Origin of the sequence: Saccharothrix sp. BKS2 (genome assembly GCF_047689505.1) — a bacterium.
Classification (GTDB): domain Bacteria; phylum Actinomycetota; class Actinomycetes; order Mycobacteriales; family Pseudonocardiaceae; genus Actinosynnema; species Actinosynnema lopnurensis.
The window spans coordinates 434,517-457,178 of sequence record NZ_JAUQOL010000006.1 but is presented as its reverse complement, the minus strand read 5'-3'; the positions used below and the strand labels follow the sequence as shown (position 1 = coordinate 457,178).

25 protein-coding genes and 1 tRNA gene are annotated in these 22,662 nt (G+C 68.4%); 18 read left to right on the top strand and 8 right to left on the bottom strand.

The genetic code is table 11. The annotated features are described in order from the left end of the window. Positions 1-361 precede the first annotated feature (361 nt). On the top strand, positions 362-1,666 hold the full coding sequence (locus tag Q5530_RS15740) for a hypothetical protein (protein WP_415362970.1): 1,305 nt from the start codon (positions 362-364) through the stop codon (positions 1,664-1,666). 178 nt (positions 1,667-1,844) lie between these two features. Here the strand turns inward: Q5530_RS15740 and Q5530_RS15735 are convergent, their stop codons facing one another. From Q5530_RS15735 to Q5530_RS15720, 4 genes are all read right to left on the bottom strand, one after another. After that, positions 1,845-3,185 carry an endo-1,4-beta-xylanase gene (locus Q5530_RS15735; protein WP_415362969.1) on the bottom strand — a complete coding sequence of 447 codons (1,341 nt, stop codon included), beginning with the start codon at positions 3,183-3,185 and terminating at the stop codon, positions 1,845-1,847. A gap of 832 nt (positions 3,186-4,017) precedes the next feature. Continuing rightward, positions 4,018-5,193 carry a Fic family protein gene (locus Q5530_RS15730; protein ID WP_415362968.1) on the bottom strand — a complete coding sequence of 392 codons (1,176 nt, stop codon included), beginning with the start codon at positions 5,191-5,193 and terminating at the stop codon, positions 4,018-4,020. Between the two features lie 1,190 nt (positions 5,194-6,383). Continuing rightward, the gene (locus Q5530_RS15725; RefSeq protein WP_415362967.1) at positions 6,384-7,616 is read right to left on the bottom strand and encodes a helix-turn-helix domain-containing protein; all 1,233 of its coding nucleotides are present in this window, start codon (positions 7,614-7,616) and stop codon (positions 6,384-6,386) included. A 273-nt stretch (positions 7,617-7,889) separates the two neighbouring features. Then, positions 7,890-8,231, bottom strand: coding sequence for a winged helix-turn-helix domain-containing protein (locus tag Q5530_RS15720; RefSeq protein WP_415362965.1), 342 nt, complete (start codon positions 8,229-8,231; stop codon positions 7,890-7,892). 113 nt (positions 8,232-8,344) lie between these two features. On the opposite strand from Q5530_RS15720, the gene Q5530_RS15715 reads away from it, so the two are divergent. Then, positions 8,345-8,710 carry a hypothetical protein gene (locus Q5530_RS15715; RefSeq protein ID WP_415362964.1) on the top strand — a complete coding sequence of 122 codons (366 nt, stop codon included), beginning with the start codon at positions 8,345-8,347 and terminating at the stop codon, positions 8,708-8,710. 278 nt (positions 8,711-8,988) lie between these two features. On the opposite strand, the gene Q5530_RS15710 is transcribed toward Q5530_RS15715, so the two are convergent. Beyond that, a complete protein-coding gene (locus Q5530_RS15710) occupies positions 8,989-9,228 on the bottom strand; it encodes a hypothetical protein (RefSeq protein WP_415362963.1) in 240 nt (79 codons plus the stop codon). Between the two features lie 76 nt (positions 9,229-9,304). Here Q5530_RS15710 and Q5530_RS15705 point away from each other — a divergent pair, with 76 nt between their 5' ends. The 14 genes from Q5530_RS15705 to xerC all read left to right on the top strand — a co-directional run bounded on the left by Q5530_RS15705 (position 9,305) and on the right by xerC (position 17,527). Then, positions 9,305-9,610: a hypothetical protein gene (locus tag Q5530_RS15705; protein WP_415362962.1), complete on the top strand. Its 306-nt coding sequence runs from the start codon at positions 9,305-9,307 to the stop codon at positions 9,608-9,610. 110 nt (positions 9,611-9,720) lie between these two features. After that, the gene (locus Q5530_RS15700) at positions 9,721-9,975 is read left to right on the top strand and encodes a hypothetical protein (RefSeq protein ID WP_415362961.1); all 255 of its coding nucleotides are present in this window, start codon (positions 9,721-9,723) and stop codon (positions 9,973-9,975) included. 48 nt (positions 9,976-10,023) lie between these two features. Continuing rightward, positions 10,024-10,407 carry a hypothetical protein gene (locus Q5530_RS15695; protein ID WP_415362960.1) on the top strand — a complete coding sequence of 128 codons (384 nt, stop codon included), beginning with the start codon at positions 10,024-10,026 and terminating at the stop codon, positions 10,405-10,407. Next, positions 10,400-10,798: a hypothetical protein gene (locus Q5530_RS15690; protein ID WP_415362959.1), complete on the top strand. Its 399-nt coding sequence runs from the start codon at positions 10,400-10,402 to the stop codon at positions 10,796-10,798. The genes Q5530_RS15695 and Q5530_RS15690 overlap by 8 nt, the downstream gene beginning before the upstream one ends. Before the next feature lie 3 nt (positions 10,799-10,801). Beyond that, on the top strand, positions 10,802-11,065 hold the full coding sequence (locus Q5530_RS15685; RefSeq protein WP_415362957.1) for a hypothetical protein: 264 nt from the start codon (positions 10,802-10,804) through the stop codon (positions 11,063-11,065). Position 11,066: 1 nt separating this feature from the next. After that, positions 11,067-11,285, top strand: coding sequence for a hypothetical protein (locus tag Q5530_RS15680; protein ID WP_415362955.1), 219 nt, complete (start codon positions 11,067-11,069; stop codon positions 11,283-11,285). Positions 11,286-11,454: 169 nt separating this feature from the next. Next, positions 11,455-12,753, top strand: a complete 1,299-nt coding sequence (locus tag Q5530_RS15675; protein WP_415362953.1) for a cell division protein FtsK — start codon at positions 11,455-11,457, stop codon at positions 12,751-12,753. A 48-nt stretch (positions 12,754-12,801) separates the two neighbouring features. Then, positions 12,802-13,269: a hypothetical protein gene (locus Q5530_RS15670; protein WP_415362952.1), complete on the top strand. Its 468-nt coding sequence runs from the start codon at positions 12,802-12,804 to the stop codon at positions 13,267-13,269. Then, entirely contained in the window at positions 13,266-13,631 is a 366-nt protein-coding gene (locus Q5530_RS15665) for a WhiB family transcriptional regulator (RefSeq protein WP_415362951.1), read from the top strand. Before Q5530_RS15670 ends, Q5530_RS15665 begins: the two co-directional genes overlap by 4 nt. Further along, positions 13,632-13,817: a hypothetical protein gene (locus Q5530_RS15660; protein ID WP_415362949.1), complete on the top strand. Its 186-nt coding sequence runs from the start codon at positions 13,632-13,634 to the stop codon at positions 13,815-13,817. It abuts the gene before it with no gap. A gap of 31 nt (positions 13,818-13,848) precedes the next feature. Next, positions 13,849-14,730: a hypothetical protein gene (locus Q5530_RS15655; RefSeq protein ID WP_415362947.1), complete on the top strand. Its 882-nt coding sequence runs from the start codon at positions 13,849-13,851 to the stop codon at positions 14,728-14,730. 129 nt (positions 14,731-14,859) lie between these two features. After that, entirely contained in the window at positions 14,860-16,197 is a 1,338-nt protein-coding gene (locus Q5530_RS15650; protein WP_415362946.1) for a replication initiator, read from the top strand. Further along, complete coding sequence (locus Q5530_RS15645; protein WP_415362945.1) at positions 16,194-16,373, top strand: helix-turn-helix transcriptional regulator; 180 nt, start codon at positions 16,194-16,196, stop codon at positions 16,371-16,373. The genes Q5530_RS15650 and Q5530_RS15645 overlap by 4 nt, the downstream gene beginning before the upstream one ends. Then, positions 16,373-17,527 carry a site-specific integrase gene (xerC, locus tag Q5530_RS15640; protein WP_415362944.1) on the top strand — a complete coding sequence of 385 codons (1,155 nt, stop codon included), beginning with the start codon at positions 16,373-16,375 and terminating at the stop codon, positions 17,525-17,527. Before Q5530_RS15645 ends, xerC begins: the two co-directional genes overlap by 1 nt. A gap of 68 nt (positions 17,528-17,595) precedes the next feature. Here xerC and Q5530_RS15635 read toward each other — a convergent pair. Together Q5530_RS15635 and Q5530_RS15630 are read right to left on the bottom strand one after the other, a co-directional pair. Then, positions 17,596-17,668, bottom strand: a tRNA-Arg gene (locus Q5530_RS15635). Positions 17,669-17,791: 123 nt separating this feature from the next. Then, positions 17,792-18,844 (bottom strand): LacI family DNA-binding transcriptional regulator, encoded by a 1,053-nt coding sequence (locus Q5530_RS15630; RefSeq protein ID WP_415362943.1) that lies wholly within the window; start codon positions 18,842-18,844, stop codon positions 17,792-17,794. A gap of 62 nt (positions 18,845-18,906) precedes the next feature. On the opposite strand from Q5530_RS15630, the gene Q5530_RS15625 reads away from it, so the two are divergent. Continuing rightward, positions 18,907-20,094 carry an MFS transporter gene (locus tag Q5530_RS15625; RefSeq protein ID WP_415362942.1) on the top strand — a complete coding sequence of 396 codons (1,188 nt, stop codon included), beginning with the start codon at positions 18,907-18,909 and terminating at the stop codon, positions 20,092-20,094. Here the strand turns inward: Q5530_RS15625 and Q5530_RS15620 are convergent. Further along, positions 20,060-20,629, bottom strand: coding sequence for a DUF3558 family protein (locus tag Q5530_RS15620; RefSeq protein WP_415362941.1), 570 nt, complete (start codon positions 20,627-20,629; stop codon positions 20,060-20,062). The genes Q5530_RS15625 and Q5530_RS15620 overlap by 35 nt on opposite strands. A gap of 79 nt (positions 20,630-20,708) precedes the next feature. Here Q5530_RS15620 and Q5530_RS15615 point away from each other — a divergent pair, with 79 nt between their 5' ends. Beyond that, the gene (locus tag Q5530_RS15615; protein WP_415362939.1) at positions 20,709-22,661 is read left to right on the top strand and encodes a cytochrome c oxidase assembly protein; all 1,953 of its coding nucleotides are present in this window, start codon (positions 20,709-20,711) and stop codon (positions 22,659-22,661) included. Position 22,662: the final 1 nt, after the last annotated feature.

Sequence of the window (22,662 nt, the reverse complement as noted above, 5' to 3'; positions counted from 1 at the left end):
CCCGTGATCAGGACGTCCGCCGGCGCCGCGTGCCCGCGGGCCGGTCGTGGACGGCGTCGGCGCCACCCCTCGTGGCCACCGACGAGCACCCGTTCCGGGAGCGGGCCCACGCCGAGGACCCGGAACCCGATCGCCTGACCCGCTCGCACCTTCGAGTGATCAGCGGTCCACCCCACCTGCCGGTGTTGTAGTTTCGTGACCTGGCAGGTGCGGCTGCCGCCGAGGCTCCTCCTGACCCGGTTGGAGCGAGTGCCTCCGAAGCGCGTCCCGCGTGGGCGTGTCCGCATCCCCACTCCACTCCCGTGGTTCGGCGTGCGCGGACCCGGTGGCGCCGACCGGGCGGCGGCCGCGGAGGTTCCCCGTGTTCACAAGCTCCGACCTGCGCCGGCGCTGCCGGTGCACCGGTGAGACGCCCAATGCGGTGCGCCGGCAGCGCACCACCGACGGCCAGGCCCTGGTGCCCCGCGCCACCACCCCCGGCCAGGCCCGGGTCGAGGCCGAGTTCCTCCAGGCGGCCGTGCGCGCCATGGCCGGCCTGCGCCGCCGCGGCCACCCGCTGCGCCCGACCTCCCTGATCAACCGCGTGCAGCTCGGCTCGCACGCGGTCGGCCTCCAGGTCGACGACACCGCGCTGGACGACCTGCTGGCCGAGGTGCTGCCGACGACCGCGGGCGGCCGGGTCCGCGGCGTCCCGGGCCTGCGCGCCCACCCCGGCCGCGACCACCTCGACCTGCGCACCCCCGACGGCGAGCTCCGGCTGCTCGGCGTCACCAGGAAGCGCTGGCGGCGCGCGGCCGCCGGGCTGGCCGAATCCGTCGAGCCGGCCGAACCTGCCGGGACCACCGGGCTAACCGAACCCGCCGGGCTTGCCGGGCTCACCGAACCCGCCGGGCTCGCCCCGGTCCCGCCGCTACCCACACCCGCCGGCCTGATGAGCGGCGTCCTGCGCCGCCTGCCGCTGTGGCGGGGCGCGGCCTGGCTGGACGGCGTGGTCGTCGGCGACGTGCTGGAGCTGCACTGGCGCGGCGGTCCGCCCAGCCGGTCGGTCGCCGCCATCCTGACCCGGTCCGCCTGCGGCATCGCGGGCGCCGCGGCGGTGGCGCACGAGTTCCGCGACGCGGTGCGCGGCGTGGCCCTGACCACCGCCCACCGGCGCCCGACCACCACCACCACCGGTGAACCGGACTGGGCCTGGGTCGAGTGGCTGGCCGCCACCGCGCCGGGCCCGGCCGTGCGGGAACGGGCCGTGCGCCCGGTCCGCGCCCACCCCGACCTGCCGGACCTGTGGGAGCAGCACGAGATGCGCGCCGCGCTGGCGTCGCGCGACATCACCACCGCCTACCGCCTGCTGATCGGGCACGGCGTGCCCGCGCGGCGCATCGCCGAGCTGACCGACCGGCCGGCGCGGGAGGTCCACCGGGTGCTCGACGGCGGTCGGGTCGAGGACTACGACACCCTCGCCGCCATCGCGCACGGCCTGGGCATCCCGCCGGGCTACATGGGCCTGGCCCACCACGAGCGGCCGGTCCCCGCCGAGCCGTGCGGCTGCTCGCACCTGGACGAACGCGCCCGGCGCGACCAGTTCCTCACCCACGCCGCCCTGGTCACCGTGGGCTCCGCGGTCAGCTGGCCGTGCCGGGCGAAGACCTGCTGCCGAACCGCGTGACCCCCTTGCCGCGCCGGGACACCGCCCGCGCCGCGCCTTCACGCGGTGAACTCCCCGAACCCCACGCCGGCGGTTCCCCTCCGCGCTGGGGAACCGCACTGGTCACTCCACCCGGACCCCGGGAACGGGGAGGAGGGCCCGGCGACGCTGCCGGACCCCCCTCGGTCATCGCGGTCGGTCAGCCGACCCGGCAGGACACGGTGGGCCGGCTCGTGTTGCCGCCGTGCTGGACGGTGAAGCCGAAGACGTCACCGTTGCCGTTGGGGCGGGCGGTCATCACGTTGCCGCTGGAGTCCCAGCTCGCGGCGGTGTTCCAGGTGGCGATGATCTTCTGCGGCGAGGACGTCGTGACCGTGACGATCCAGTTGCTCGCGCCGGAGACGGTCACCTGGCCGTTGAAGCGGTCGCTCCAGCTCTGGCCGGCGGAGTAGGTCGCGGTGCAGCCGCCACCCGGGTTGGTCGGCGTGGTGGGGCTGGTCGGCGTGGTCGGGTTCGTCGACGAGCCGTTGTTCAGCGCGGAGAGCACCGAGTTGTAGGCGGCCTTCTTGTTGCCGCTGCCGTCGAACAGCAGCGGGGTGCCCGAGGCGCGCCACGAGTCGCTGTCGCGGATGCCCCACACGGTGACGCCGTTGCAGCGCGACACGGCCAGACAAGCCTGCACCACACCCTGGTACTGCTGGGCCTGGGTCGAGCCGGAGCCCTCGATGTCGAGTTCGGTGATCTGGACGTCCACGCCGAGGTTGGCGAAGTTCTGGAGCGTGGTGTGGTAGTTCGACGGCACGGGGTTGCCGCTGTTGAAGTGGGCCTGGAACCCGACGCAGTCGATGGGGACGCCGCGGGACTTGAAGTCCTGGACCATCCGGTAGACGCCCTGGGTCTTGGCGTGCGACCAGTTGTCGGTGTTGTAGTCGTTGTAGCAGAGCTTCGCGCCCGGGTCGGCCGCCCGCGCCGCCCGGAACGCGGCCTCGATCCAGTCGTTGCCGGTGCGCTGGAGGTTGGAGTCACGCCGCCCGCCACCGCTGCCGTCCGCGAACGCCTCGTTCACCACGTCCCAGGAGTGGATCTTGCCCCGGTAGTAGGTGGCGACCTTGGTGACGTGGTTGAGCATGGCGTTGCGCAACGCCGTGCCGCTCATGTTCTGCATCCAGCCGGGCTGCTGCGAGTGCCACGCCAACGTGTGCCCGCGGACCTTCTTGCCCTGGTTGCGGGCGTGGTTGACGATGCGGTCGGCGTTGGCGTAGCTGAACTGGTTCTGCTGCGGTTCCAGGGCGTCGATCTTCATCTCGTTCTCGGCCGTGACCATGTCGAACTCACGGTTGAGGATGCCCACGTAGGTCGAGTCCGACAGCTTGTTCGCCGCCACCGCCGTACCGAAATAACGCCCCCTCTCGGCAGCCGAGGCCCCGAGGGTGGTCGCGGCGCTGGCGGGCGAGGCCACGAGCACCGCCGCACCCGTGGCGGCGGCCACCAGTGTCGACACGAGCGCGACCCGTGAGACTGACTTCACTGTCAGCTTCATGTGTTGGCACCTTCTGGGGAGCACCTGCGGTCGGCGCAGGTGGAGCGGGTGATCGACTGAAACTTTCAGCAGTATCAACCGAAAAAGACGGGCGAGACAAGGCTCTGTTTCGCTCGCCCGAGCCGCTCCCGGCACCGCCGGTGCCGTCATCGACACCCTCGCCGCCTCGAAGGCGAATCGATTAACCTTGATCCACTATGAGGTCCAAAAGACCAGCTCAAGCCGTCTTCAACCCGGTCATCCTCCATCCCTGGGCGACGGCATCGGAAACTGTCGCACCAGGTGGGGAGTATCGAAAAGCTTCGAAACTATATTCGCAAATTTCGAGACACCGGCGTACGCGTGCCGGGGCGCCACTGGGCCAATGGCAGTACAGGGGGAAGACGCCAAGCGGCGGAACCGATACTCTTTCGAAGTCCGGCGGGCGGATCGCACACGCGCCCCATCAGTGATGACCCCCGGTACCCCCGACCTGTCGCACAGGTCAGGGGCCCGGTCCGTCGAGCGCCCCCGGCAGGATTCGAACCTGCGACCTCGGGATTAGGGCGAGACGCTTGTCATCGTTCGTCATGCTTGATGAAGGTCGGTCTCTGCCTGGGCTGATGGGTTGAATCGGTTGAGCGCCGCCGATCGTCCGCTACGGTCATCTGCTGTCGTTTCACAGGGGTAAGGCATGGAGATGATCTCCACCCAGTCGTGGGCAAGCCTGTGGACTGGTCAATGCCATCAAGGCGTCGACCCATGTGGCAGCCGAGCGCCCTGACTTCGGCTCTGAGGAACCATCTGGGCGGTAGTCCCGAGTCCAGTTAGCAATTAGGCGGACCGATGACCCTTAGCTTTCGATCAATTCATCGTATACTCGATCGCAAATAAAAAGTCTTCCATAAGAACGTCCGGTCATTTCACGAAGAAGGCCCGCGTCGACCAGTTTGGAAACTGCTCCGTTTGCAGTAGGATAAGAAACGCCTAGATCCCTCTGAACATCCGCCACCGACATGACGGGATACCCAATAAGGTTATTCACTAGGTCTACGACAGCACCGCGAGCACCGGTTGAACGAATTAGGTCCAGCGCTTCAGCTTGAAACTTTGTCAATCGCTCAATGGTGTCAATTGCTGCAGATGCCCTAGCTTTTACAGCTTCAGCAAAGAATCGAACCCAGGGGTCAAAGTTTCCCGTTCTGCTTACGTTCAGGAGGTGATCAACGTAGTCATCCCGGCGAGGCTCGAACCAAGGCGAAAGGTTCAGAACCGGATGCTGTAGAACGTCTTCTTCCATCAGTTGCAAAGTGATCGTCAGGCGACCGATTCGGCCGTTTCCATCACTGAATGGATGGAGTGTTTCAAATTGATAATGCCCCAGTGCCACCTTGACCAAGGTAGGCATTTCTTGGTCGGTGTTTATCCACTTCTCCCAGGCTGTGACACCTTCGATCAGTGGACCTCCTTGCGGTGGTGGAACAAAACGGGATTGCTCAATTCCGCGTCCTCGGTCACCAATACATACGAGACGTTCCCTGAGGCGTCCCGCATCGTAAGCGTCACCGCGAGTCCCTTGAACTAGAACTTTTTGCAACTGGGCGACTACATTTAGGCAGATCGGCCATTTTTCGATCAACTTAATGCCAAGTTCAGCGGCGCGAATATAATTCTGAATTTCTCGAATTTCCGCAGTTTTTTGCTTATCGTCTACATACTGGGCTTCAAGAACGTCTGCAAGTGGAGCATAGGTGCCTTCAAGGGCAGATGTACTGACCGCTTCCCTAGTCAAGGCCGGTCGAACCAGCAATCGAGGATTTGGCAGCTGACTTACCCGAGCAGATAGCGCACCAAGAGCCCAGTCGGCCTCGCTGATCGCTTTGTACGTGGTCGACTGGAGGGCGACATGTGTAGGCAGAGGTTCAGGTACGAAGGCGTAATGCTTGAAGTCGCGACGTGTACGCGCGTCGGTCCCAGTGACTGGCACGAGGGTGCCGACGGGAGAGTCTTTGAAGGTCTCTACCTGCATGAGAGGTCGCCCATCTGTCCCGTGACCGACAGTACTCGCCCAGAGCAGGCGGGAGAGTCCACCGATCGATCTTGTCACATTGTAAGGAACTGGCTCTATCCTTTAAATGACAGTGATGGAATTAACGCTGCGCCTTGCACCGGAGGTGATCGATTTCAGAGGATGTGTCACGTTGGGTAGCGACCGTAGAAGCCTGGTGATGGTAGTCACTGTGCTTCATGAGCGCATCCCCCAGTTGGCTGATCTGACAACGATTGCGTCTCGATTGGTCTAGACCCTGTTTGCTGTAGGTTGACCTTGGTCGCTGGCTCGACCAGCAACGATGTTACATGATCAAGGTGACTCAGGGGCTCTACCTGGACTTTTAAGGATGTCGGCCTGAAGCCTACGATCGAGCCGCCGTCGTGCTCGGCAACTTACAGAGTTGGGAGCCGAATGTAAGCTACTGGCCAGAAGCTTACATTTGGTAGGCAGGATCTAAAGTTTTCCACGTCGTAGAGGCGAGCATCCAGGCCGCACTACTAGTCACGGTGCGTACACGAAGTGATGACCTTCCCCTGGAAGACATAACTGCCGATATGTACATAGCTCGTTACTGCACGTAGCGCAGCTGTCCTTCACCCGTTAAGACCTTCGCTCTTGACTATTACCCCCAAACGAGTGTCGGCGGTCACAGTCAGACCTGTGGAGCGGTTGTGTCACGGAGCGGACACGAGCTTGCGTTCAACGTCTCGCCCGCACCTCCCTACATGGGAGGACTTCGTGTCATCCCGCCGACCTGGCTCGCCCCAACCACACGTGTCAAGGGGGCACCTTCCACGGGTCCGGAGGGTTGGGCTGGGTCTGCCCCCTTGACGCGTGTGGTTGCCCTCGGGGAGGTCGGCGGGATGACACGAAGCCCGGCCCACGCTGGTAGCCGAACAGGCGGTGCCGTCCCGGTCATCCTGCTGGCCTGCCGCGCGGCGAGCGCTTCTTTGATCCTTTGCGGTCACCTTCGGGGGTCGCTGGCCGTTCCTCGCCGACGTCGGGACCGGCGCCCTTCCTCGCGTGGCACGCCCGCGGGCCGCCAGGCCCGCTTGGGCGTGCCGCACTACAGGGGCGTCGGTCCTTCGACGTCGGTTGGGCACCAACGGCCAGCGGCCCCCGGAGGGGGCCGCCTTGATGAAGAAAAGAAACTCTGAACACGCCGGTCAGTACGTGCGGCGGATCTCTCGTAGCTGGTCTAGGTACGACTCGGCCTCGGCTTCGCCGGAGAAGCGGTCACTGAGTACGGCGGCCAAGTCCTGGGACACCATCGCGAGGGATGGCAGCGACCGTCGTTCACCTGACAGGGCTCGTCGGCCGAATGTCACCGCTCCTTCTAGGTCGCCCTCACGAGCTGCGGCCACGCCCAAGGTGATCCGGGCTTCCGCGATCCGCATGGGCGCACGCTCGAACCCGTTGAAGTCGGTTGCTCCCCGGATGACCTCATCAGCCAGTGTGCTTGCCAAGCGGTCATCACCGACGTGGCGGTAGCAGTCCATCGCGTAGAAGTCGAACTTCAGCGGATCCACCACGAAATGGTTGTCGATGTTGTCCGGGTAGGGCATCGAGTCCAGGAGCACGCGGCCTCGCTCAAGCGCGTTCTCCATCTCGGTTTGGCGGCCCATGCGTGCCCACGCCTTGGCTTCCTGTGCAATCAGTTGAACACCAACGGAGTGGTTGCCCGACAGGGCCTGCCCGGCCTGTGCTGCGGCCACCACTCCTCTGTAGTCGCCAGAGGTGAGAGAGAACCACGCCTTCATCTCGTGGGCCCACCCGAGGATGCCCGCGCTGCCGACCTCTTGCCCGAGGTTGAGCGCGGCACGCCGTGTGGCTTCAGCGGCTCGTCGGTCGCCCATGTCGTACTCGAGGCACCCCACCAGCAGCGCAAGCCAACCGGCCAACTCCAGAGTGTCTCGTCGTTGGGAGAAGCTGAGGCGCTGTTCTTGCATCTCCACGATGCGGCGCAACCATCGTCGTCCCTCGATCACCAACTCGTCAGGGCGGCTGTGTGCGTACTCGGAGCAAAGTCGATCGACTGTGATGCGCAGGGCTTGCAACGTCGCCTCGTTGATCGAGGATGCCTGCAAGCGCGACACGATTTCCATGGTGTCCATGCCTGTCGCGTTCACGATCTCTAGTCCGGAGTCGGTGCGGTTCTCGGGCGGGAACAGGGCTGTGGTGACGGTGTGGAGTGCGGCGGCGATGATTGGCGCGTAGTGCTGACTCGGCTTGTTCTCGCCTCGCTCCCACGCCTTCCAGCGTCGGACCAAGTGATCAGGGTCGGGAAGCGCTTCATCGGTGTGCTGGCGCATCTGCTGGGCGGCTTCAGCTTGCGACCAGCCGCGGGCTTCGCGCAGCGCTCGGATGCGTCGCGCCCAGCTCGGGACGTCACCAGCCATTGCGCTACCTCCTGGCCTGTCCTCTACTTGCTTCGAGTGTGTCACCGGCCTGTGGGTGACGGCAGGTGTCACGGTGGTGATGCGGCCTTGTCACCGTGTCACCACCTCTGACACCTAACGCGACACTGTGGTTACGCTGCGCTGAAGTCGATGCTTGAGGCATGGATGCCACACCTGACGACCTTCGAGTGATCAGCCATCGGATACGCCGTATCCAAGCCCTGGTCACGAGGACAGATCAGCGCCTGCGACGCCTTGAAGATCGGTCAGGCTTCAGGCGCTTCGTTCTTCGAGACGACGTACCCGCTCCGCCAAGGACTCCACGGTGGCCTGAAGCTGATCAAGCTGGCCGATGACCGTTTGAACATCGATCTTGCGTGCCTGCCCGGGTTCGTTGTTAACGAACACGCCAACAGCGGGCCTCAAGGTCACCCAGCCTTCGTCTTCCAGGACCTTGAGTGCCTTCTGAAGCGTCGCCAAGGCGACTCCGTGCTCTTCGGCGAGCTTCCGGTTGCCCCGCAGTTTCTGCATGGGCGCGAGCTGTCCCGACGCGATCTCATCCTTGATCGACTGAACCACTCGTTCGTAAGCCGCAAGTCCAGGCGTCGCATCCACGTTCTAAGTCTAAGGGCACTGAACCATGCCGACCTATGTCACCCGTTTGGACGATCGACACCGACCTATGTCAGAGTAGGCTGACATAGGTCAGATCGATTTAGGAGGACACCATGGCTCTCAGCAACATCCCGGTCCTGCTGGATGGCTACACGCTCCAGGTCACCGAGGTTCCTACGCTGAAGATGAAGATCGACGACAAGACTCAGCAGGAGATCCCGGCGACGGACCGGGACGGTGCGCAGTTGTTCGTGGTGCGTCTGTTCGCCAAGCCGCCGGCGGGTCCGTCTGGTCGTCGGGGCAAGGGTGACGAGATCGCGGTGACGTTGGCGACGGACCCCGGCGACCAGTTCGAGGAGGGCGACCGGGTGGACCTGGTGGACCCGACGGTGTCGATGTGGTCCAACGACTTCGGGGCGGGCCTGTCGTTCCGGGCGGCGGCCTTGGTGCCCCGTGCGCGGTCCGCGGCTGCGGCCTGACCGTCGCCCGCTGATGTTTGGCTGCCCCGCCCGGTAAGGCCGGTTGCCCGTTTCGAGTCGGGCCGGTGGCGCTTGTGACCTGCGTTCGTCCACGGGGATTGGCGTGCTGTCCGTTCGAGTCGGACATGAGGGCGTGCGGTCTTGTTGTTTGAGAATTCCACAGTGGATAGAGCCTTGTCAAAATCCGGCACTTTCCTGGCGAATTTCGCCGGGATGTTCGGCGGTGCCAGGGGTGTGCATAACGGCCCTGGCACCTGCCGTGCGTCCCGTAAAGGGTGCTAGTCGTTGCCGATGATGATGCGGACGTGCGTGCCGTATTCGGCGGCGATCTCGTAGAGCCGGTTGATGGTGTCTACGGGCAGGGCGTCGCGGTCGGTCTCGATGATCCAGGTTCCCTTGGAGTGGTTCTGATGGGTTGCTCCGGTGGCTTTGACGGCGTCTTTCTGCTCGTCCCAGCGTGGGCTGTCCATATGGGCGAGCGTGATGCGGATGAGGTCGACGGGTCGGTCTTGGTCCATGTGGTCGATCTTGGCAGGCCGTCGTGTGTGAGCGCGTGATCCGAGTGGGTGTCGTCGCCGAGTGATGGGAGCTGTCGTGGAGGTCTCGAAGGAGTATGTGATGTCGCGTGAGGAGATTGACGCGTTGCGGGAGGGCGCGACGCCGTTTTGGTACGGCGGTGATCGGCAGACGATCGTGTCGTTTTCGGCGTGGCCGGATGGTATTCGCCTGACGTTGACGTGTTTCGCGACGCCGGATGAACCGCAGATGTCGACTGTGATCCCGTGGGGCGAATTCGACAAGATCGCGGCGGACATGCCGAAGATGGTCGCTTCCGGTGTGGCGTCGCGTGCTGCGAACCGCTCGATTCATGTTGGACATCCGGGTGTGCAGCGCGGCTGACAGTTTGCTGTCTCGACGTTTCGTCGGGATGTTCGGTGGTGTCAGGGGTGTGCAGAACGGTCCTGACATCTGCCGTGTGTCCCGAAAAACAAAGGAAGTGATCGGTAGTCATGCGTGATGGAATCGTTTCGGTGGTCCGCAAGGCGCTTGGTGATCGCCCGTATCTGGTGGCCACTCCGCGTCGTATCTACCGCATGGTGTCGCAGCGGGAGATGGAGCCCGTTCCGTACTGGGAGGACCGGGCGGTGAGCGAGCTTATCGGCACCGGTGAGTTCACGGTGTCGGCCCGCCGGATGGACATGCAGTGCAAGGACCACACCGGGGAGTACACGCGCACGGTGCAGGTGATCGAGGTTTCGGCGTAGACGCGAAACGATTCTGAGACCTGTTGCGTGTTTGGAAGGAGAGTCGGTGTGGCGACGGTGGAGGTAACTCTGGCGTTGCGGCAGGCTGCGCTGCTGTTCGCGGTGGCGCAGCACTTGACAGCCAATCCGCACCTGCATCCGGTGTGGGTGCGGGGAAACGATTTGCAGCTTGTTCATGATGCGTCTGCGGTAGATCTGTTGGTGTGGGCGGACAGCCTGGCGAATCAGTGTGTCACGGTGTCGGACATCAAGGGGCAGGCGTTCGTCTACGTGACGGGTTCGTTGGGAAGCGGTACGGCGACTGTGTGGAACGTGGTGCCCGGCCTGCTCGGCTGGCTGGAGCTGCCGCGATCCGCGTATGGGGAACCAATCGAGTTGGACGTGTTGCGCCGGTTCGTGTCCATGCGGAACGGCGGTGGTCCCGGTGAGTGAGGACCTGTTCGGCAACGAGGTTCTCGACGTGTCGTTGTCGAAGGACACGTCGCGGCGGATCAGCAACGACATGGAGCAGGTGCGCAAGGTCGCGCAACGTGGGGTGGACGGCACGACGTACCTGCTCGGCGCGAAGTCGAAGGTTTACCAATTGGTGGACCCGAACCGAATGCGTCCGGTGCCGTTGTGGGAGGCCGGGGTGGTGCTGCAACTGCTCGACAGCGGCATGTTCACCCGTGGCGGCAAGACGAAAACCATGCTGTGCGGCGCGGTCCGTATCTCGGTGACCTGGGTCAACGTGCCTTTGTCGACCAAGAGGACGCTGAGCCGGTGGGCCGCGCTGCGGGTGCCCCAGACGTGGGCGGCTGCGGCTGATCAGAAGGGAGCGTGACCGGTGGCGGACATTCTCAACGCCCGTGCGGTGAAGAAGTACGGCGAGTTCGTGGGTGCGATCGATTTCACTACGGAGCAGTTCCCGCAGGTGCGGAAGCTGATCGAGCGGATGAAGCCGACGAACGTCCCGGCGGGGTCGTGGCGGGTGGCCAGGCCCGACGAGTTGCGCGCGATGCTGAAGAAGGCGCTGCGCAGCCTGGAAGCGCTCAAGGAGCAGGCGCAGAAGTACGAGGCCGAGTTGAAGTCCCGGGAATGGAAGGTGTGACGTGTCGCGTCAGTTGGACAACGCCATCAGCGAGGTCAACACCGCTATGAAGCAGTTGCGGGAGGCGGTGAAGGGCATCCCGGCCCGCCGGGAGGGGTTCAAGAGGCTGCACGACGAGTTCACCAAGGATGTGGCGACGTTGACCACCGCGTTGTCCTACGCGCGGGGCATGTTGGACGAGAACGCGACCAAGCGCAGGAAGAAGACGACGAGCGAGTAACGCGCGTCCGGATTCGGTGCGGCCGACCACTCCATTCACGGGTGGTCGGCCGTTGCTGTGTCCGGACCGGCACACATCGGGTAACGGACGGAAAGGAATGGTCATGTTCGGTCAGTCGAGAGGTAGTTCGCGCCGTAACCCGGGCAGGGAGTTCCGGGCGGTGTGCTGGATGGTGCGCCACCCCGGCATGACCGGTGCCCCGGTGGCCGCGTTGGCGGTGGTGGGCGAGTTCGGTCCCACCCCGGTGGGTGTGGCCGCGGGCGCGGTCGGGTTGGGCGTGGGCGCGTGGTACCGGGGTCACCCGGACACCTTCGACACGCTCGCCGCGCCGGTACTGCGGTCGTGGCGTCGCCGCTGGGCGGGTGCCTACGTCGGGCGTCGTTGGGCGGACCTGATGGGTGCCTGCGACCTGACCCGTACCCACCCCCGCACGGGTCGGGTGCTGGTGCCTCGGGTGGTGCGGGTGCGGTCGTGGTCGCCCTCGATCGACACGGTGCGGGTGCGACTGGTGCCGGGGCAGTCGGTGCGCTCGGTGGTCGACAAGGCAGAGGAGTTGGCGGACACGTTGCGGGCCGAGCGGGTGGCGGTCGAGCGTGACCGGCCCGGTCAGGTGGTGTTCATCGTGCAGCGTGACGAGCCGTTCCGGCACATGATCCCGTCGCCGGACATGCCCGACGACGTGGGCGACGTGGACCCGATGGCGCTGTACCTGGGTGAGGACGAGTTCGGCCGCGACTACCGCGAGCCGCTGTTCGGCACTCACTTCCTGCGGGCTGGTGCGACCGGTGCGGGGAAGAACTCGATCCCGGCGCAGCGGCTTCGTCAGGTGGCCCCGCTGATCCGGGCCGGGCTGGTGAGGCCGTGGATCATCGACCCGAAGATGCTGGAGTGGGCCTGGGCCAAGCCCATCCTGGACGGCCGCTACGCCGACAACCCCACCGACGCGCACGAGCTGATCGAGGCGTTCGTGGACAACATGGAGCGCAAGCAGAAGCGGATGCAGCGCGAGAAGCTGCGCAAAGCGCCGCTGTCGGAGGACTACCCGGTGGACTGGCTGATCTTCGACGAGATCGGCTACATGCTGTCGTATCGGCCGGACTACGCGCACTCGATCACCGAGAAGGCCGCGATCATCGCCTCGATGGGCCGCACCACGCACGACGTGCTGGAAGCGTTCGTGCAGGAGCCCACCAAGGACACGGTGCCGATCCGGGAGCTGCTGCCGCACCGGGTGTGCCTGCGGGTCACCGACTCCGGCCACCCGGACATGGTGCTGGGGGACGGGATGCGCAAGCGCGGCGCGGTCGCCGACGAGATTCCCGAGGGTGAGGACACCGCCGGGATCGGTTTCGCCAAGGCCCCGCGGCGTCCGCAGCCGCGTCGGGTGCGCATCGCCTACACCGACGACGCCCAACTCTCCGAGCTGGTCTCGTTCGTCCGCTCGCCTGGCCTGCGCGCCGTCTCCTGACCCACCCCGCTCGCTCGCTTGCTTACCCGAAAGGGAGGTCTGTTTGCCATGTCCGCCAACGGTTCCCGCTCACTGGACCGCATCCTGCGCACCCTGCGCGGCGTGATGCGCTCCCGCAACCTGCCCCGCCCTGATCGGCTGGTGATCTCCACCCGGTCCTGCTCGGCGCACGCCGAGTTCACCACCGGCCCGGCCCCGGACCTGCTGTCCGCCGTGCTGCTGTGGTGCCTCGGCCTCGACGGCGTCAGCCTGGCGTGGACCCACCGACCCGGCGGCGTCCTGGCCCTGGCCGCCACCGGTCGAACGCCCGCGGGCGTCTCCCTCGGCCTGGCCTGCTCGGTGCCGCTCTCCGGCCTCGCCGCCCACCTCGCCGACCTCGGCCCCACCCGCGTCGCCACCCTGGCGGGGGTGTTCCGGCTCGCCGAACACGACACCGAACCCGTCACCTACGACGAGGTCGCCCACCTGGTCACCGCCTCCCGCGCCCTCCCGGCCGGTCTGGAGGTGGCCGCGTGAACCGCTACGGCCGTGGCCCGTCCGACCCGACCGACCACCCCGGCTACGTCGGCCACCGGGCGCTCATGCTCGCCCTGTTCGGCTCCTCCGGTCGTCCCCCGGCCTGGCGAGCTGACGCCGCGTGCGCTGACTCCGATCCCGCGTTGTTCTTCGACTCCGCCGCCACCGCCGACGCCCTCGACCTGTGCGCCGGTTGTCCGGTGCTCGACCGGTGCCGCGCCGACAACCACGACTGGGAGTCGGTCACCCGCTCCCGTCGCTTCTACGCCTCCGGTGTCGTCGGCGGACAGACCGCTTCGGCCCGAAACCAGACCTACTACCCGCGCACCAACCGTGAGCAGTCCCGAAAGGACGTGGCCTAGATGCAGCTCCAGGTCGTCATCCCCGTCAAGCGCTCCACCCTGCCCCTGCTCGTCGCCGTCCTGGCCGTCTCGGTCGTCTCGCTGGTGGTCATGTGGGCGCTGTTCGGCTGGCTCGGCGCGGCCGTCCTCGCCCTCGTCCTCACCGCCCTGGCCCGCTTGCTCGTGCGCGCCGCACGCGGCCAGTAGCCCGCCCGCCCCCGAAAGGAGGTGAACTGCGGTGAAGCTGTTGCGCCGCAACAACAGCGCCCACCACGCCGGTCCGGACAACGTCACCCCGGACCGGCGTGGTGGCACCCGGGCGGTGCGTCGGCTGCGCTCCAAGCTCGCCGAAGCGCACGACGTGCACGCCCTGTCCGCCGATCCCCTGTTGAGCGCGGTCACCGCGGAACGCTTCCGCGTGTCGGTCACCCGCACCATGTGGTTCTTCCTCGCCATCGGCCTGGGGTTCACCACCACCGGGGTTCACGACTTCCTCGCCGGTAGCCTGCCGCTGTCCGACCCGCTGTGGTGGGGCGCGTGGCTGGTCGAACCCGCCCTCGCCGGAATCCTGATCAACCTCCTGCGCTGGGAAGCCCAGATGATCGCCGCCGGGATCGACGTCGACAGTCGTTGGGTCACCGGCCTGAAATGGGTTCTGCTCGGCGCGACCCTGATCACCAACGCCTGGTCCGCCCTGGCTCCGTCCGAGGGCCCGGTCAACCCCGGCAACGTCTTCCTCCACCTGCTCATCCCCTTGGTGGTGTTCCTGCTCGCGGAGGTCATGCCCGTCATGCAGGCCCGCTGCATCACCGCCCGGGACAACGCCCTCAACGCCCTCCCGGCACCGGCCGATACCGCTTCTGCGGACACCGCTGCGCCGATCGAACCCGCTCCCGCGTCGCAGACCGCCCCCGAGCCCGCTCCTGTGCCCCTGCCTGCTGCCGTGGTCGCCGATCCGCCCCGGGCGGTCTCCGCGCTGCGACTGCCCCCGCACATGAGTCAAGCCCTCACCGCCCGCATGAGCGAGCTGGGCCGTCCGCTCGACGCCGACGAGGTCGCCGACCTGCTGCGCGTCCCGGACGCCTTCGCCGCCCGCGTCGCCGACCACCTCGCCGCCTGACCACGAGCGGCCGATCGCCGACCCCTACGGCCGGTCGCTCCACATGGGGCGGGACGCGACCACTCCCCACGGTCGCGTCCCGCCCTTCTCCGTCTTCCCACCCCTGACGCCCTCGAAGGAGGTGCCCCGTTGTTCACCCTGGAAGACCGCATCACCGCCCGTCTGCGCGCCTCCGACTACCGCGACTGGCGCGCCAAGGTCGCAGCCATCGGCGGATGCGCCCAACCCGTCCGCCTCACCGGTGCCTGGCAGGTCCAGCACGCCACCACCGGCGCCCTGCTCGACTGGCACGGCGGCGACGTCATGGCACCCTGCGGCAACCGCCGCGAGTCCGTCTGCCCGGCCTGCTCCGACCGCTACGCCGCCGATGCCTACCACCTCATGCACGCCGGCCTCTCCGGCGGCTCCAAGGGCGTCCCCAGCTCGGTCACCACCAAGCCGCGGCTGTTCGCCACCGTGACCGCCCCCTCGTTCGGCGCGGTCCACAACCAGCCCCTCACCCGTACCGGCAAGCGCCGCCCCTGTGCGTGCGGCGACTACCACCATGACGCCGACCCCCGGTTGGGCTCGCCGATCGACGCGGACGCCTACGACTACGTCGGGTCGGTGCTCTGGCAGGCCAACGCGGGCAAGCTCTGGCACCGGCTCACCATCGCCCTGCGCCGCGCCCTGGCCCACGCCGCCGGGCTCACCGTCCGCGAGTTCCGCCTGCACGCACGGGTGTCGTTCGCCAAGGTCGCCGAGTACCAGCGGCGCGGCCTGGTCCACTTCCACGCCGTCCTGCGCGTCGACGGCCCCGACGGCGCGAACGACCCCGCCCCGGCCTGGGCCACCGCCGAACTCGTCGAGCACGCCTTCACCACCGCCGCCCGCTCGGTCCAGGTCGACCAGGCCCGCCCGGACGGCTCGGTCATGACGCTGAGCTGGGGGACGCAGGTCGACGTGCGTCGCATCCGCCCCGCCGACGCCCACCAGGTCGAGCAGGACGGCGAGATCAGCGAATCCCGCCTCGCCGCCTACGTCGCCAAGTACGCCACCAAGGGCACCGGCAAGAGCGAAGCCGCAGACCGCCCCATCCGCGACCAACTCGACATCGACCACCTGAAGGTCTCCGCCCACCACCGCCGCATCATCCAAACCGCCTGGGACCTCGGCGACCTCGACCAGTACGTCGACCTCAAGCTGCGGCGCTGGGCACACATGCTCGCCTTCCGCGGGCACTTCCTCTCCAAGTCGCCGACCTACTCGACCAGCTTCAAAGCCATCCGTGGGGAACGGCGCGCCCACCGCACCGCCGAACTGCTCGACCAGCTCGGCCACGAACCCACCTCGGTCCTGCTGGTCCACGACTGGACCTACACCGGCTCCGGTCACCACACCGACGCCGAACGCGAACTCGCGCTCGCCATCGCCGAAGGCACCCGCGAACAACGCCGACGCAAGTACGACAAGGAGGTAACCGCATGAGCAAGCTCTGGGGAATGCGGGAGGTCGCCGACTTCCTCGGCGTACCCGTCAACACCCTCTACCAGTGGCGCACCCGCAACTACGGCCCACCCGGCAAGCGCATCGGCAAGTACGTCCGGTTCGTCCCGGACGAGGTGCGGGCCTGGGTCGACGCCCAACCGAGCGGTGTGGCCTGATGGCGCGTCCTCGGCTGCCGGTGGGCACGCATGGCGAGATCAGGTGCTACCCGATGCCCGGCGGCAAGTGGCGGGCGATCACGAACTACCGGGACTACGACGGCGTGCTGCGCCCGGTGGAACGGGTGGGCACGAGCGAGACCAACGCCAAGAACAACCTGCGGGTAGCCCTCCGCGACCGGGCACGCGCGGTGGTGGGGGAGGAGGTCACCGACCGGACCAGGGTCGCGGCCGTCGCGGACATGTGGTTGCGGGAGCTGGACGAGTCGGGCAAGGCGCTGAGGACCAGACGCACGTACCGGGAGAGCTGGAACCGCGACCTGGTCCAGGCGGTCGGTGAACTGACCGTGCGGGAGATCACCGTTGCCACCGCCGAGCGGGTCCTGAGGGCCATCCGCGACCGGGCGGGCCTGGGTAGCGCCAAGCACGCCAAGGTCGTCCTGACCGGCGTCATGGGCCTGGCCGTTCGGTACGGCGCGCTGGACACCAACCCGGTCCGGGAGATCGGCGCGCTGGGCACGAGCAAGAAGCCGCGGGAAGCCTCGAAGAAACTCACCGAGATCACCTGGGACGAGTACCTGCGGTTGCGGGCGTTCCTCGTCGACTCACCGGTGGGGGAGCGGGCCGACCTCGTGGACCTGGTCGACGTGCTGGCCGCGACCGGTGCCCGGATCGGTGAGCTGCTGGCGCTGGACTGGTCGCGGGTTGACGTGGAGGCTCGGACGCTGCGGCTGGAAGGCACCGTGATTCGGGAGGCCGGTGTGGGCCTGTTCGTCCAGGCGCACACGAAGTCTGCGGCGGGTATGCGGACGATCAAGGTGCCGGGCTGGGCGGCACGGGTGATCGGCAAACGGCTGACGGATACCTCGGCTGAATGGGTGTTCGCCTCGGCTGCTGGCTCGCTGCGTGATCCCGACAACACCCGCAAGAGCCTGCGGCGGGCGCTTGCCGGAACGGACTGGGAAGGGCTGCACCCGCACGCCTTCCGACACTTGGTGGCGACCAGGTTGGACGAGGCGGGCCTGTCGGCGCGGGAGATCGCGGACTACCTCGGCCACGCTCAGGTGAGCATGACCCAGGACGTCTACATGAACCGCCGGACGGTCGGGCGAGCCGCGGCTGACGCCCTGGAAGGTCTCGGACCGGAGAAGTGAATCATGTGGGTTTGACGTGGGCCGATCTTGACCGAAGATCGGCCCCACCGTCACTACCTGCGCTGTTGCGCCCCCGGCAGGATTCGAACCTGCGACCTCGGGATTAGAAGTCCCTCGCTCTCTCCACTGAGCTACGGAGGCTCGGGGTGCCGGCCACGCGCCGTAGCTGCGAGGTCGGTCCCACCGGACACATCGTCCGGACGATGCTTCGCGTTTCCATCCCGCGCCAGAAGTGTGATCAGAACGGCTAAAAAGTGACGTGCATCACGTCAGAGCCGTCGTCGACTCGCGGGCGACCAGGGAAACGGGCAGTCTTGTAGGTCCGCTCGGTCTGGCGCCGTCCAGCAGGCGCAGCGCCAGTTCGCCGGCGCGCCGCCCCTTCTCCGTCAGGGGTTGACGCACCGTAGTCAGCGGCGGATCCGCGTGCGCGGCCGCCGGCACGTCGTCGAAACCCACCACGGACACGTCGTCGGGTACCCGCAGCCCGAGGTCGCGCACCGCCTGGAGCGCGCCGAACGCCAGTTCGTCCGAGGCGCACAGCAGCGCCGTCGGCCGGGGGGAGGCGGACAGCAGCTCGCGCGCGCCCTCGCGCCCCGGTTCACGGCTGCTCCGCGCGCACTCCCAGATCGGCTGCGGGCCGGCCACCTCCAGGTACCCGTGCAGCCGGTCCCGGGTGACCCGGAACGGCGCCGCCGCCAGCCGCTCGGCCGATACCGGCCCGCTGTGCCCGTCCGGGCGCAGCGCGAAGGTCAGCACGCCGAACCGGCGGTGCCCCAGGTCGCGCAGCGCCTCGGCGGCCAGCCGCGCCCCGCCGAGGTCGTCCACCTCGACCCGCGCGGTGTCCGGCAGCACGGGCTGGTCGATCACCACCATCGGCAGCCCGCGCGCCCGCACGGCGGCCAGGGCGGGCGCGTCGTCCGGCAGCGAGTAGGCCACCACGACGTCGGCCTGCGCCCGCGCCACGGTCTCCGGTCGCGGTCCGCCCCGGTCGTTGCCCGGCATCAGCACCAGGCAGTGGTCGTGCCCGTCCACGGTCGAGGCCAGCCCGTCGAGCACGATCGACAGCGCCGGGTCGGAGAACGACGTGGACAGCTGCTGCCCGAGCATGAAACCGACCGCCGCGCTGTGCCTGGTCGCGAGGCTGCGCGCGACCGGGTCCGGCCCCCCGTAGCCCAGCGAGGCGGCCGCGGCCAGGATGCGCTCGCGCAACGCGGCGGACAGCTGGTCCGGCCGGTTGTAGGCGTTGGAGACCGTCGCGCGCGACACGCCGACGGCACTGGCGACCGTGTCGAGCGTCGGCTTCCGGGGGCGGTCCACGTGAGGAGCCTAACCAGGTATCGGAGTGGACGTTCTGAAGCGCTTCAGTCACACTCGTCACCATGCCCACGCCACGCCTCGCCGTCTTCGCGGTGTTCCTGTTCAACGGGGCGATGTTCCTGTCCTGGGCCGCCCGGATGCCCGCGCTGGCCAACCAGGTCGGCGCCACCGAGGCGACCCTCGGCCTGGCCCTGCTGGGCGCCAGCGTCGGCCTCGCGCTCACCGCGCCGTTCGCGGCCCGGATCTGCGCGCGGGTCGGCGCGCGCAGCCTGGTCCTGGTGGGCGCGGCCATCACGGCGGTGGCGGTGCCCTCGCTCACCCTCGCCACGACGCCGCTGCACCTGGGCCTGGTCCTGTTCGTGCTCGGCTCGTGCGGCGCGATGCTGGACGTGGGCATGAACGTCGCCGCGGTGGCCGTCACCCGCGCCCTGGACCGCCCGCTGATGCCGCAGTTCCACGCGGGCTTCAGCGTCGGCGGCCTGATCGGCTCGCTCGGCGCGGCCGTGGCCGCGGGCGTCGGCTGGGACCTGACCCGCCACCTGCTCACCGCCGCGGTCGTCGGCGTGGTCGCCATCGCCTGGGTGCTGCGGGCCGTGCCGGGGGCCACCGGCGAGACCGGCGCCGCGTCGGCGGACGACCGCCCCGTGGTCAAGCGCCCGCTGCTGTGGCTGCTGGCGACGATCACGCTGTTCTCCGCGATCGCGGAGGGCGCCACCTCCGACTGGTCCGCGCTGTTCTTCGTCAACGAGCGCGGCCTGAGCGAGAGCGCCGCGGCGGCCGCCTACGTCGGCTTCTCCATCGCGATGGCCGTCGCGCGCCTGTTCGGCGAGTCCGTGCAGCGCCGGCTGGGCCCGTACCGCCTGCTCGCGGGCGGCGCGGTGGTGGCCGCGGCGGGCCTGGCGCTGGTCGTGCTCGTCCCGGTCGCGGCGACCGGCTACGTCGGTTTCGGCCTCGTCGGCCTGGGCCTGGCGTTCGCCTTCCCGGTGATCATGGACCTGGCGGGCGACGCGGGCCGCCGCGAGGACGGCACCGGCGGCGAGCGCGAGATCGGCCTGGTGACGACGGTCGCCTACACCGGCTTCCTGGTGGGTCCGCCGCTGGTCGGCGGCATCGCCCACGTCGGCAACCTGTCGGTGTCGCTGGGCTTCGTGGCGTTCGTGATCGCCATGATGGTGCCCGCGGTGTGGCTGGCGCGGCGCTCCCGCGACCGCGAGGTCACGCGGCGGGCAGTCGGTTCAGCGCGGCCTTGAGCAGCGGCTGCATCACCGACAGCATCTGCTCCTCCACCCCGCCGGGCTGGGTCATCGCGACCAGGACGCTGCGGTTGGCGTTCACGGCCAGCGTCGCCGTGCACGCCATCGAGCCGCCGCTGACCTCGCAGAACACCCAGGCCGAGTGCCCGTCGACGACCACCTCGCGGCCCTTCGCCTGCCGGGACCGCACGTCCTGGTACTTCTGGTAGAGCGCGGCGACGACGGTGCGCCCGGCGAACGAGCCGTCGTCCAGCACGTACTGGCACGACTCCTGGATCAGGTCGTCCTTGCGCGCGGGCTCCTTCTTGAACGCCCCGATCGACCGCAGGTCGTCCGCGGTGAGCAGCCCGCACGGCTCCACGCCGACGACCGTCCGCGGGCGCGCGATCCGCGGCGTCCCGGGGGCGGTGGGCCCCGGGGCGGAGGTCGTCTCCCCGGCCCCCGGCACCGCCGTGCCGTGGACGGAGTAGCTGCACCCGCCGGACAGGGTCAGGACGAGGACGGCCAGGAGCGCCGCGCGGGAACCGGTCACGCCCGGCAACGGTAGTGGGTGCGATCTGCGCACGTCCGGCGGTTGGTGGCACCGCGCCCCCGCCGCCTACCCTCGTCCCGTGACCACTGAAGCGCCCACCCGAACGCAGCGCACCGGTCTGATCCCCCTGCTGGTCGTCGGCTCGGCCATAGCCGCGCTGCTGACGGCGGGCCTGCTGGCGCTCACCGGCGGCGACACCTCGGGCCTGATGGTCGTGCGCGTGCTGACCGAGTCGGCCGCGGTGGTGACCATCGGCTCCCTGCTGCTGGCGGCGTTCCTGGTCCCACCGCAGGACAGCGGCACGCTGGCCGCCGACGGCTACGCCGCGTTGCGCACGGCCGCGTGGGCGGCGCTGGTGTGGACGCTGGGCTCGGTGCTCGCGGTGCCGTTCACGGTGGCGGACGCGCTGGGCCAGCCGGTGACCACGTTCCTGGAGCCCTCGGTGCTGTTCAAGGTCGCGGACCTGGTGGAGCAGTCCAAGGCGTGGGTGGTCACCGCGGTGGTCGTGGCGGTGCTGGCCCTGGGCTGCCGGCTGGCGCTGTCCTGGGGCTGGACGACGGCGCTGTTCTTCCTGTCGCTGTTCGCCCTGGTGCCGGTGGCGGTGACCGGGCACTCCTCGGGCGGCGGCTCGCACGACGTGGCCACGAACAGCCTGCTCTACCACCTGCTCGCGGCGGCGCTGTGGGTCGGCGGCCTGATCGCCCTGCTCGCGCACGGCCGCCGCGGCGGCGACCACCTGGCGCTGGCGACCACCCGGTTCTCCCGGCTGGCCCTGGTCTGCTGGATCGTGATGGCGGTCTCGGGCGTGGTCAACGCGTGGGTGCGGCTGCCGCTGAACCAGCTGTTCACCAGCGATTACGGCCTGCTGCTGCTGGGCAAGACGCTCGCCCTGGCCGTGCTGGGCGTGATCGGCTGGTTCCAGCGCGAGCGGGGCGTGAAGCAGGTCGTCGCCACCGGGTCCGGGCGCACCCTGCTCAAGCTCGCGGGCGTCGAGGTCCTGCTGATGTTCGCCACCATCGGCCTGGCCGCCGCGCTGAGCCGCACGCCGCCGCCCGCCGAGGGCCGCACCCTGCCCAGCCGGGTGGAGCTGCGCGTCGGCTACGACCTGGACGGCGCGCCCACGGCGTTCCGCCTGCTCTTCGACTGGCGCTTCGACCTGGTCTTCGGCACCGCCGCGGTGGTGCTGGCGGTGCTGTACCTGCTGGGGGTGCGGCGGCTGCGCAAGCGCGGCGACGCGTGGCCGGTCGGCCGCACGGTGGCGTGGGTGGCGGGCTGCCTGACCGTGCTGTTCGCCACGTCGTCCGGCGTGGGCCGGTACGCGCCGGCGATGTTCAGCGTCCACATGGAGGCGCACATGCTGCTGTCCATGCTGGCGCCGATCCTGCTGGTGCTGGGCGGCCCGGTGACGCTGGCGGTGCGGGCGCTGCCGACCGCCGGCAGGGGCAACCCGCCGGGGCCCCGCGAGTGGCTGCTGGCGTTCGTGCACTCGCCGGTGGCGAAGCTGCTGACCAACCCGTTCGTGGCGCTGGCGCTGTTCGTGGGCTCGTTCTACGGCCTGTACTTCTCGGGCCTGTTCGACTGGGCGCTGGACTACCACTGGGCGCACCTGGCGATGAACGCCCACTTCCTCCTGGTCGGCTACGTCTTCTACTGGCCGGTGATCGGCATCGACCCGTCGCCGAACCGGCTGCCGCCGCTGGGCCGGCTCGGGCTGCTGTTCGCCTCGATCCCGTTCCACGCGTTCTTCGGCATCGTGCTGATGAGTTCGCAGACCGTGATCGGCGACGACTTCTACCGCTCGCTGGGCCTGCCGTGGGTGACGTCCCTGCTGGACGACCAGCGGCTGGGCGGCGGCATCGCGTGGGCGGCGGGCGAGCTGCCGCTGCTGGTGGTGATGGTCGCGCTGCTGGTGCAGTGGGCGCGCTCGGACGGCCGCGACGCCCGCCGGGCGGACCGGCGGGCGGACGCGGACGGCGACGCGGACCTGGCCGCGTACAATGCGATGCTGCGCAAGATGTCCGGGAAGGGCTAGA